General features: G+C 44.7%; 10 protein-coding genes and 1 pseudogene. All 11 read left to right on the top strand.

The genetic code is table 11. The features are described 5' to 3' along the window. A pseudogene (locus tag VM640_RS12015) lies at positions 1-260 on the top strand (hypothetical protein); the annotation flags it as partial. Between the two features lie 358 nt (positions 261-618). Continuing rightward, positions 619-1,368 carry a hypothetical protein gene (locus tag VM640_RS12010; protein WP_325392516.1) on the top strand — a complete coding sequence of 250 codons (750 nt, stop codon included), beginning with the start codon at positions 619-621 and terminating at the stop codon, positions 1,366-1,368. Between the two features lie 511 nt (positions 1,369-1,879). Next, positions 1,880-2,572: a hypothetical protein gene (locus tag VM640_RS12005; protein ID WP_325392514.1), complete on the top strand. Its 693-nt coding sequence runs from the start codon at positions 1,880-1,882 to the stop codon at positions 2,570-2,572. 341 nt (positions 2,573-2,913) lie between these two features. Then, positions 2,914-3,384 (top strand): hypothetical protein, encoded by a 471-nt coding sequence (locus VM640_RS12000; protein ID WP_325392512.1) that lies wholly within the window; start codon positions 2,914-2,916, stop codon positions 3,382-3,384. Between the two features lie 15 nt (positions 3,385-3,399). After that, positions 3,400-4,119 (top strand): serine/threonine-protein kinase, encoded by a 720-nt coding sequence (locus VM640_RS11995; protein WP_325392510.1) that lies wholly within the window; start codon positions 3,400-3,402, stop codon positions 4,117-4,119. 53 nt (positions 4,120-4,172) lie between these two features. Continuing rightward, the gene (locus tag VM640_RS11990) at positions 4,173-4,433 is read left to right on the top strand and encodes a hypothetical protein (protein WP_325392508.1); all 261 of its coding nucleotides are present in this window, start codon (positions 4,173-4,175) and stop codon (positions 4,431-4,433) included. A 47-nt stretch (positions 4,434-4,480) separates the two neighbouring features. After that, positions 4,481-4,672: a hypothetical protein gene (locus tag VM640_RS11985; protein ID WP_325392506.1), complete on the top strand. Its 192-nt coding sequence runs from the start codon at positions 4,481-4,483 to the stop codon at positions 4,670-4,672. A 174-nt stretch (positions 4,673-4,846) separates the two neighbouring features. Continuing rightward, entirely contained in the window at positions 4,847-6,724 is a 1,878-nt protein-coding gene (locus VM640_RS11980) for a cell wall-binding repeat-containing protein (protein WP_325392504.1), read from the top strand. Between the two features lie 139 nt (positions 6,725-6,863). Next, positions 6,864-8,717: a polysaccharide biosynthesis protein gene (locus VM640_RS11975; RefSeq protein ID WP_325392502.1), complete on the top strand. Its 1,854-nt coding sequence runs from the start codon at positions 6,864-6,866 to the stop codon at positions 8,715-8,717. 15 nt (positions 8,718-8,732) lie between these two features. Further along, complete coding sequence (locus VM640_RS11970) at positions 8,733-10,088, top strand: nucleotide sugar dehydrogenase (protein WP_325392500.1); 1,356 nt, start codon at positions 8,733-8,735, stop codon at positions 10,086-10,088. Positions 10,089-10,214: 126 nt separating this feature from the next. Beyond that, positions 10,215-11,255, top strand: a complete 1,041-nt coding sequence (locus VM640_RS11965; protein ID WP_325392498.1) for a Gfo/Idh/MocA family protein — start codon at positions 10,215-10,217, stop codon at positions 11,253-11,255. Positions 11,256-11,452: the final 197 nt, after the last annotated feature.

The following is an 11,452-nucleotide window of genomic DNA, read 5'->3' as shown; positions in this document are numbered from 1 at the left end:
GTTCGGCGCCAGAATCGGCTCCTGCCTCTGTTGGCGCCCGGACACTTCCATGTGTCCGCCCCGCTAATGCAAGCCAGTTTTCGCCGAGTTTGCTAGCGGCTCGCTTGAAGGCCTCCGCATCTGTACTCGCAACTCACTCGGCAGCTACCAAACTTCGCGAAAAGCAGGCAGCGGAGACGGGTTGGAGACACGACGTCTCCAAACTGGCAGGGAGCCAGGATGGCGACTTTGCCAGTGTCTCGTCGGAGCGGACGGCTTGAGCGTTAGTTTGGTCTGTGAAGCGCCCGGAGTGAACGGAGTAAACAAAATCCACCCCCAGAGACCTTCTCAATGCTAGAAGAGACGGCAGAACCGTCCTTTTTGCTAACCGGATTTACATCGAACCAGGAGAAAAGTTTGTTTTCGCTTAAGGAAAACAAATTTTTCTCCTTCTTTATTTCAAGGATGCTGTTTGATTTTCGCGAAGATGGGGTACTCTGAGGCGTCCTGTGACAGTTTGGACAGGCTTAGGGCGGAAAATGATTTAAAAGATTCAGCAAAAGCGACAACTTTTATTCCTAAAAATTGGTAGTATAGGAAGGAAATATAGAACAAAATTTTAAGAAAAGGAGGGAGATCATGGAGTTTGACAAAAGAAAGATACTCACTTTGACAGGAACTCTCGTACTGGCCGGTGCTGTCGTTGTCGGCGGAATTTATGGACCGAGCGCCTGGAAAGTCTTTATGAATAGGACAGTTTCAGGCGAACAAAATCCAATCGTCGTGCAGACACCTCCTGTGGACGGTGCCACTGCGACCGCAAATGGCGCCAATGGCCCCAATGGTAATAGCACAGCGAAGCCTAGTACGGCAGGAGCTAGCCCAGCGAGTACGGTCACGAATCCGCCGGGCATCAATGTTACTCCGCAGGGAGATGTCTCAGGACCCAAAAAGTATAAAGAACCTGATACGAAGGATATCGCGCTTGCTCCATCCGTAAAAGATTATTTTGGGGAGAGTGGTCTCAGTCAAAACGCGCTGAATATCGTATTCGGCGCAGCTTGGAACATCCATCAATATGTTGATGGATATCTGTATGGGCCAAATGCCGGTCCTCAGATGAACGAGTCGGATATCAAGAAGTACATCGTTTTTCATAAATCCCTGTGGGATAATCAAATTAAGAAAGAGGCCGGAGCGAAAAATGCTGCTGCTTTAAGCAGCTACCTGGATGTCATGTTCAACCGTGGAATTGATGCTTTTGATGCGAAAGACAAGGTGCGTATTGAACAATTCCACCAAGAGATTCATGACCTAGATGCTCATATCATTCGTAACGATACGAATGCGAAGGTATATGGGGCTACTCCCTTTACCACCAAACGGTAACGAATTCAAAGCGTGTCCAGTGTCCGTAGGAAGGGTATCCAGCCTAAGAAACAGCAATAATACTTAAAAGGATCATGCTTAAGCATTCACAACGTGAGAATTTGAAGCCGGAGTGATGAAGGGAAGCCGTTGTATAAAAAATCAGGATATGAGTTCCTAAAAAACTGGATAAAGCGGTTTACGACCTGTACCGGAAAACAGGTTCACGAGTAAAGCCCTTGTGAAGGGCTCTCCAGTAAGGAGAAACGGAACATATTCAAGGATTCAAGCAAAACAAGTGCACTTAAACAATTGAATAAGTAATAAACAATGAGCTCATCGCGATTGGGCATCAGGAGTAAGGCCTGCCCGAAGGGACAGGCTTTACTCCTTCTTTTCTACTCCTATCTTCAATTCCCTAAGCTTAGCAAATAAAATTCCGAAAAAAATTCATAAAAGGTAAATGCTTGTGTCTAAAATCTCTTTTACCGGGAAAGATAGTAATAAACTGGTAAAGGAGATTTTTTATTTTATGCGTAAAATCAATTGGCTCGTGAGTTCTGTAGCTCTAGGCCTCGGAATGCTGATCGGGATTATCGGCTATGCGGCTACAACATCACCTGCAGCGGGGAATTCACTTTTAACAAAGTTTGGAGTTGGTAGTGCAACACAAACGGTTAGCAGCACAGTCGAGCCGGCTGCTCAAGCAGATCCCAGCCCAGATTTGAATGCGAATCCTCTCTTTCCCCCCACAGCTTCAGGCGAAAATGGGATCGACAGCACTGTAAATGCAGGGGCTTTAAGCTCAGATCAGTCGCCCAAGATACCCAGTGAGCTTAGTCAAAAAATTAGCAATGACTACAAACAAAATATAGGCTATTTTTTCGGAGCTTGGCAGTCTACAGATATGGTCAAATTCCGTGCTCAGTTAGCCAAAGCTTACGTCGGGGATCTTTATGAAAAACATGCACGTCAGGCAGAAAGCTTCATCATCCAAGGCGTTGGCTTGGAAATCAGTGATATCCGCTTTGATCAACTTAAACTTGAGTCTGCAACTTCTACCTCAGCTACGCTCGAAGCCACCTATCGTTATGTGGCCCAGGACTATAACTTGGGAGAGCAGATGACACAGGGAGAAAAGACAGAACATCTTGTTCATATTCGCGTAAACTTGATTCTTGCAAATGGTCACTGGATGATTTCGGGAGAAACTCCTCTGACGTAAACACTATTCGAAGAGAAAATATCAACCCAGACAAAGAGACAGGCCTTTAATAATAGGCTTGTCTCTTTGTTTAGTGTTTAGGCTTTGATTCGATTTCGAGCCGCTTCTGCTGTAGGCTGTTTTTAGTCTTTATGAACATAGAAATACTGGCTTAGAAGATATATGGTAGAGTTCCCAGTATACACGAATATTGTGTGTAGCATAAGGATTGAGCTTCCTGCTAAATTTGAAGCCTGAACTAGCATTTGAAGTGGTTATGCAAGAACTTTTATATCCCATTAACGGTAAATCTGATATACTAATTAAGGATTAATTGAATTTAAGGTGAAGAGGTAGATTAAATGTCTATAGGTATGGGAATAAGGGTCGGACCCAAAGCAGTCCACTTTACTGTTGTGAAAAGCTTACCTGATGACCAATTTGAATTATTACTTATCGATAAAATCAATATACCTGGAGCAATGGATGAACCCTATAAACTTTCTTATTTAAGAACAAACCTATTATCGATAATAATGCGTTTTAATGTAACAAATGCAGGTATTAGGATTACTGAAGGAACGGCTCAAACAGTTAGTACTTTTAGAATTTACTTAGAAGGAGTAATTCAAGAGCTTTTTGCCGACAGTCCAGTTGAAAAGTATTCTTTAAGTAAAAAAACTACAATAGCAAGATATTTGGGTAAAACAATTGATAATATCACTGACTATTTTGAGGGTAGAAACGACTTCGTAGGTATTCCTGATATACCAAAGTCCCACTTGGAAAAACGAGAAAGTATCTTAACAGCACTTGCGGCTTTAGAGTTATAGGGGGTCATGAACAGAATGGATACAAGAGTTACAGAAATTGCTTTCGACTTATTGAAGGAAATTGGTAATGAAGGATTAAATTCCAGAACTTATATAGCTCAGGATATTCAGCTAGATGCAAATATCGTTATTAAGGAAGTAAATAAACTAAGTATATCGCCTGATACCACATACTTTGCTGAAGCAAGATTGCTATATGCCTCTAGACATCCGAATGTTATGGAAATTAAATATGCAAGTCAGGACGATGATAACTTATATCTTGCTATGCCATATTACAAAAATGGGTCATTAAATGCACTTATTAACAATAAGTTCCTTTCAGTCCCTGAGATAATCCACTATGGGTTGGATTTTTTAAGTGCTTTAAATTATATACATTCAAAAGGACTAATACATTTTGATGTTAAGCCAAGCAACATAATAATAAACGATGCAGGGAAGGCGCTTTTAACTGATTTTGGGTTAGCTCAACTTACAGATAAGTATGGGTTCGCAGAGGTTCCACTAGCTTATCCCACTCACTTAACACCAGAGTGGTTTCAGGCTAGTGTCTTTACTTCACAATATGATGTGTTCCAAGCAGGTTTAACTTTGTACAGAATGTGTAACGGAAATAGCGATTTTGATGATAAGCTTCAAAATGGTGGTGTTACACGTGATGAAGTTGTAAGAGGTATATTCCCGGACCGCTATAAATTCTTACCTCATATTCCTAATTCATTAAGAAAGTAGTTAAAAATGCTCTAAAAGTAGATCCTGACCAACGTTATAAGACGATCGTTCATATGATGAATGACTTAGCTGCTGTTAATGAAAACCTTAACTGGTCTTATGAGGCAGAACACGGAATACAAAAGTGGATTGAGGATACAGAAAGAAGTATAAGAACTTTAAAACTTATTGAAGATAATGGGGTATTGAAAACTGAGGGAGAGAAATTATCAAAATCTTCTGGGAATATAAGGCGTGTCACTAATTGGTTCACGACAAGTAATACTATGGGAGAAGCATACACAAAAATTCGAGCCATGATTAACGAATGCTAGTTCTAGGTAATAATATATAGTATAATGAGTCTAAGGAGGTGGGTAACATGAGAAAATTTTATAATAAATGTAATCAGGATTTTTCTCTTGAACACTTAGCCAACCCTTTCTTAGATGAAAGTATCAAGAAAAGATACTCAAAAGCAAAAGTAGTTGACATGCGAGATAACTATAATATAGAAAAGACCAAGTCTGGTTATCTCATAATCAAACCAATTAACCCGAATAAAACTTATTAAATACAGTAAATTGAGGGAGTGTACAAATACACTCCTTTTTGCTACCAAGCTACTTTAGCAAATAGGTCTTTCCACCATGAATTAGGCGAAAAGACCTATTTTTTATGGAGAGCAGGAAACTTCAAGGAAGATGTTGAAATAGGATGAATGAACACCAATCAGGGAGGGTCATGGGTGAAAAAAACAAAAGTGGGAATGAGTGTCCTATTAAGTACCTTTCTCCTCGTCCAAACCTTGGGTGAACCAAGTCTCCTTTTAGCGGCAACAAGTACGCCAACCACGAATGCGCCGGTTCAAAATACTAATCCAACAGATTTTATACCTCAGGTTAATCCATCCTTGGAGATTATTAACCAGAAGCTCGAAACAGTGGCCAGAGAAAAAGGAATTCCCAGTAGCTTCTTAAAAGCAATTGCCTATCAGGAAAGCACCTGGCGTCAATTTGACAGTCAGGGGCAACCGCTGCTCAGCGGAACAGGGGCAATTGGTATCATGCAAATTTCAACTAATTATGAGAGCCCTGCGACCATCGAAAAATTGAAAACAGATATTGATTATAATATTCGGCGGGGGGCTGATCTCCTCAATGAAAAATGGGCGTTTGTTCCCAAAATAGGCGATGGGGATCGCAATAAATTAGAGAATTGGTACTTTGCGCTTTGGGCCTACAATATTTGGTCAGGAAAAAATAATCCCAATGAAGCGCAGCTGTCTCCAGTGAATCCAACTTCCCCATCAGGCACGACGACCAGTCCTGCGACGACGGGAAGTCCCTCGACGACACAAGTGAGTACGGGAACTACGCTCCCAATTTATCAGGAGCGGCTGTTAAACACGATTGCGAATCCACCTGCCTGGTTATCACGTTATATTCAGGCGGTGAATATAACCCGAATTCCGGTGAGTTCCTTACCACCACAGGGAGTTCCGCTAAGCTCCATGCAATGGACGACCCCGTTGCCGTACCACCTAGCTGACTTAAACAAAGGGGCAGTTCCAGTTCCAATCGTTCCCGAATGGACGCGCTTACAAGGGACCGATCGGGTCGATACAGCCATTCAACAAGCACAAAAAGGGTGGCCCCAAGGTTCAACTTCAGTTATCCTAGCGCGAGCGGATGATTTTCCCGACGCTTTAGCTGGAGTACCTTTAGCGGCTCGTCTAAACGCCCCTGTTTTGTTAACCTCTCCCCAAGAACTCGATTCCAGGGTCCTTCAGGTTCTGAATACCTTACATCCTCAGAACATTTATCTTCTGGGTGGGGTAGGTGCGTTAGGGGCCGAAATCACCACAACTCTCCAAGAGAAAGGCTGGAGTGAAGGAAACCTTATTCGAATTAGTGGAGAAAATCGCTATGGGACAGCTTCAAGTCTAGCACTGGCGACAGCGGTAGATTCTCTTTCGACGATCACCTTGAAGGGGACAATCTCCTTGGCGTCGATTCCTCAAAGCACAACACTTCAGAATGTACCCGAGGTAGCCATAGCTACCGGAGAGAATTTCCCCGATGCGTTAAGCATTGCCTCAATTGCTGGAGCAAAAAAAATGCCTATTCTTTTGACTTCAGCGCAAGGACTACCGCCAGAAACCCTAGAAACGCTCCAACGTTTACACCCTGCCAAGGTTTACCTCATCGGAGGAGAAGGAAGTATCTCTTTGCAAGTTGCACAGGAGATCCAAGAAAAATTAAACCTTCAGTCCTCCCAAATCCGACGTCTGGCGGGAGCAACGCGTTATGATACAATGGCTGCCGTCGCTCAAGAATTTAAAGGAGATATTCAAAAGCTGAGTTTTGCCACTGGCGAGGATTTCCCAGATGCTCTTGCGGGTGCTGCTTTAGCCGCACATCAAGCTTCGACAATTGTGCTTGTTCCGAAGACCCCGCTTGAGGAATATCCCATCCTTAAAAATTGGATCAAAGGACAACTCCAAACACTAACCTCGCCAACCCCTGTAAATGTTAATTCGTCGCTTCAACTCTACTTAATGGGCGGATCAGGCGCCATCTCTCAGGAACTCGTAAATGAACTGAAAGCCTTAGCTGGTCAGTGAATAGGCCTGCTAAGGGATGTACATGTCCTGTTGTAAAACGGTATAAACTATAGTAAACTGTAAACCGTTGATTTATTTATTAAAGGGATTTTAAAGGGATTTAAACCATTCCCTTAAATTGAGGAAGGGACTAAAATTCATGTTGTGGCGTAAAAGAACCCTAGCGTTAATGGCCATTGATGCAGTGCTCGTGAATCTTGCTGTTTTTTTAAGTTTCTATATTCGTTTTTTTGAAGGAAACATACCCTCAGAATATTTCTGGACCTATTACCATTCGGCTTGGGCCGCCACGCTTATTTATTTGGTGGTTTTCTATGTTTTTGGACTTTACAAAAGGCTCTGGCAGTACGCCAGTATCGGCGAACTGCTCGTGATTGTTTATGCCGTAACAATTGGAACGGCAGGCACGATAACGGCAGTCTATTTCCTGGCGCCGATGCGCTTTCCGCATTCGGTAGCAGCGTTGCTCTGGCTTACTACCCTCTTTCTAGTGGGGGCCTCGCGCTTTGCCTGGCGGATTTTGCAGGAAAATGTGTTTACACCGCATGTTCCGGGTTCCCAAAAGCAGGTTCTTATAGTCGGCGCAGGAGATGCCGGCGTTGTGGCGGTACGGGAACTGAAAAACCGGAATTATCACGAAGGGCGACCCATCGGTTTTATTGATGATGATCCGAAAAAACAGAGGCTTCAGCTCATGGGGATTCCTGTCTTGGGGACGCATAAGGATATTCCCCGCGTTGTCAAAAACCATAGTATTGATGAAGTCATCATCGCGATGCCCTCAGCTTCTGGTGAGATTATTCGCGAGATCGTCCAAATTACGGAAAATACCGGCGTTGATCTGAAAATCCTGCCGGGTGTGTACGATCTCTTAAGTGGTAAGGTCGATACGAAAGAGATTCGTGAAGTTCAAGTCGAAGACTTGCTCGGACGCGAACAAGTGAACGTAGATCTTGAAGAGGTGGCCGGGTATTTGGCCGGAGAAACTGTTTTTGTTACCGGGGGCGGAGGTTCAATCGGTTCCGAGATCTGTCGTCAAATCACCCGCTTTAATCCAGGAAAACTGGTGATCCTCGGACATGGCGAAAACAGTGTTTTTGACATTGAACAAGAGCTCCGGACCGACCATCCAGGAATTGATTTGGCAACCGAAATCGTGGATATCAAGGATCGGGAGAAAATCAAACTGCTGTTTGAGCGCTATCGACCCGGCGTTGTTTTCCATGCCGCTGCCCATAAACACGTTCCCTTGATGGAACGCAATCCAGAAGAAGCCTTAAAAAACAATATTGTAGGCTCGTATAATCTAGCTGAGGTTGCCGATGAAGTTGGCGTTAAAACCTTTGTTATCATTTCCACAGATAAAGCAGTGAATCCAACCAGTGTGATGGGCGCCACGAAACGCGTCACGGAAATGCTGATCCAGAACATGGATAAGCGTTCCAAAACGAAATTCGTGGCCGTTCGGTTTGGCAATGTCTTGGGAAGCCGAGGAAGTGTTATTCCAACCTTCAAAAAGCAAATTGCCAAGGGTGGCCCGGTTACAGTCACACACCCGGACATGGTTCGCTTCTTTATGACGATACCGGAGGCCTCGCAACTGGTCATTCAGGCCGGGGCGATGGCTCAAGGCGGAGAAATTTTTATCCTCGATATGGGTAAACCTGTTAAAATTGTCGATTTAGCTCGTGACCTCATTCGTTTGTCCGGGTTTGAACCTGATGTCGATATTCCTATTGTCTTCACGGGCATGCGGCCAGGCGAGAAGCTCTATGAAGAGTTACTTACGGCCGAGGAAGGGACATCGGCAACGAAGCATAAACGTATTTTCGTAGCTAAGCCTAACAAAATTGAGCCCGAGAAACTCGAAGAGATTATCCATACTATCCGTGAGCGGGGCTCCTACCTATCTAAGGATGAGGTCGTCCAGCTTTTGCAAACTGTCATTCCTACATTTCGAAAGCAAACTGCCAAAGCAGTAGCGAACCAATAAGGGGGAAATATTATAATGTTACAACTCAAAGAAGTGATCACAGATGAAGATGTGCTCGCTAAAGCACTAAAAGAAAAAATCGTCAATCATACCGCGACTGTAGGGGTCATCGGCCTTGGTTATGTCGGCTTGCCTTTAGCTGTTGAAAAAGGAAAAGTTGGGTTTAAAGTCATCGGTTTTGATATAAATGCGCAGCGTGTCGGCCGGGTTAATGCTGGAGATAACTATATCGGGGATGTCAAAGATGCGGAATTCCAGGAGCTGGTACAAAAGGGTATGCTCACGGCAACCACGGAATTTGAACGTCTTCCGGAATGTGACGTGATCGTGATTTGCGTTCCGACCCCACTCACCGTTACGCGTGACCCAGATATTTCTTATATTGAATCAGCGACCAACGATATTGCCCAACGCATCCGTCCGGGACAACTTGTGACGCTCGAAAGCACAACCTATCCGGGTACTACCCAGGAGGTCATTTTGCCCCTCCTGGAAAAGAGCGGACTGAAAGTCGGGAAGGACTTCTTCCTCGCCTTTTCTCCAGAACGTGTCGATCCCGGAAATAAACGTTTTACGACTAAAAATACCTCAAAAGTCTGCGGTGGTGTGACTCCAATCTGTTTGGAAATTGCTTATACGTTTTACGCTCAAACGATTATCAATGTCGTACCCGTCTCTTCGCCAGCAGCAGCTGAGATTACGAAAGTGTTCGAAAACACCTATCGGGCTGTTAATATTGCCTTAGTCAATGAGCTCATGCTCCTTTGTGACCGCATGGGACTAGATATTTGGGAAGTCGTCGAAGCGGCTGGAACGAAACCCTTCGGAATCCAAACTTTCTGGCCAGGACCCGGGGTTGGTGGACACTGCATTCCGATTGACCCGTTCTATCTCACGTGGAAAGCACGCGAGTATGACTTCCATACCCGCTTTATTGAACTCGCAGGAGAGATCAATATTGAAGCTTCCTATCATGTTATTGATAAAGTAAATCGTGCCTTGAACGCTGAAAATAAAAGCATGAAGGATGCAAAAATTCTGGTCCTTGGGGTTGCTTATAAAAATGACATCGATGATGTTCGTGAATCCCCTGCTCTTAAAGTTATGGAACTTCTCCGCAAAGACGGCGCGAATATCACGTACCATGACGCCTTTATCCCCGTGATCGAGCCTCATGGGGGTAGCACGGTGCATATGGATAGCGTCGAGCTTACGGATCAAGCCCTGGCCGCAGCGGATTGCGTCCTCATTTTGACAGCGCATAGTTCGGTCGATTATGACCGTGTCGTAGAAAAAGCTCAAGTCGTGGTTGATACGCGGAATGCGACGAAAGACGTCCAAAATAACCGCGAGAAGATCGTTAAGATCTGATCGTGAGAAAATCAAAAGAACATTCAACAAAATAAGTTCATGAGGGGAATCGGGAGATTCCCCTTTCCACAATCATGAGTGCTGTAAAAACCTTGACTACATATTTTTTTAAGGGAGAAGAGAATTATGAACAAGAAAATGCGTTTTGCCATTATTGGTTGTGGGCGGATCGCCCAAAAACATGCCGAATCGATTGTTGCTCTACCTGAGGCTGAACTCGTTGCGGTTTGCGATATTGTTCCCGAAAAGGCGCAAGCGTTTGCTGATAAATACGGGGCTAAACCGTATACCTCCTATGAAGAGATGTTCGCTGCTGAAGATATCGAAGTCGTGACGATCGCGACCCCTTCGGATTTACATGCTCCGATAGGGATTGCGGCTGCGAAAGTCGGCAAAAATGTCATGGTTGAAAAACCAATGGCAATGACTTTAAAAAGCGCCGATGAACTCATTAAAACCTGTAAGGATGCCGGGGTAAAACTGGCTGTAATTCATCAAAACCGTTTTAACAAGTCTGTGAAACTGATGCGTGAAGCCTTAGACGAGGGGCGTTTTGGGAAACTGACCCATGGCCAAGCTACCGTGCGTTGGAATCGGGATGATAACTATTATGCTCAAGCGCCCTGGCGGGGAACGAAGCTCCAAGATGGCGGAGTGCTGATGAATCAATCCATCCACAATATTGACTTACTTCAATGGACGTTTGGTCCAGTGGAATCTGTCTTCGGGTATACCACAACAGCGATGCGTAAAATCGAGATGGAAGATGTCGGAGGAGCTGTAATTAAATTTAAGAACGGCGCGATTGGCCTGATCGAGGCAGCCTCGACGATCTATCCTAAAAATATTGAAGAGACGTTAAATGTCTTCGGGGAAACGGGTTCGGTCATCATTGGCGGGATCGCGGTTAACCGGATCGAAACATGGGAGTTCGCAGATAGCGAAGAGGAAAAGCAGCAGATCTTTGCCAGCCAAGAGAGTGATCCGCCGACGGTCTATGGCTATGGGCATCGCGAAGTCATTAGCGACATGATTCAAGCCGTTCGGGAGAATCGGACGCCGGCAATTCCGGGCGAAGAGGGCCGTAAGGCGTTGGAGATCATTCTCGCGATTTATAAGTGTCAAAAGACGAAGGAGCCCGTGATGTTCCCGCTTGTCGAAGATTAAGCAGACATGGGGACGGTTCTTCTGTTTGTTTTTCTAGAATCTTTTGAATGAAAGTGTCTGGGGCGAGTTGCGATTACAGCTGCCTCGGCCGGGCGCTCGCCGAGCAAACTAACGGCTCAAACTGTTGAATGAAAGCAGGCGGGGTTCGGCGCCAGAATCGGCTCCTGCCTCTGTTGGCGCCCGGACACTTCCATGTG

Source organism: Desulfitobacterium sp. (assembly GCF_035539115.1).
Taxonomy (GTDB): domain Bacteria; phylum Bacillota; class Desulfitobacteriia; order Desulfitobacteriales; family Desulfitobacteriaceae; genus Desulfitobacterium_A.
The sequence above is the reverse complement of the archived record's forward strand: the minus strand, read 5'-3'. Positions and strand labels throughout refer to the sequence as shown.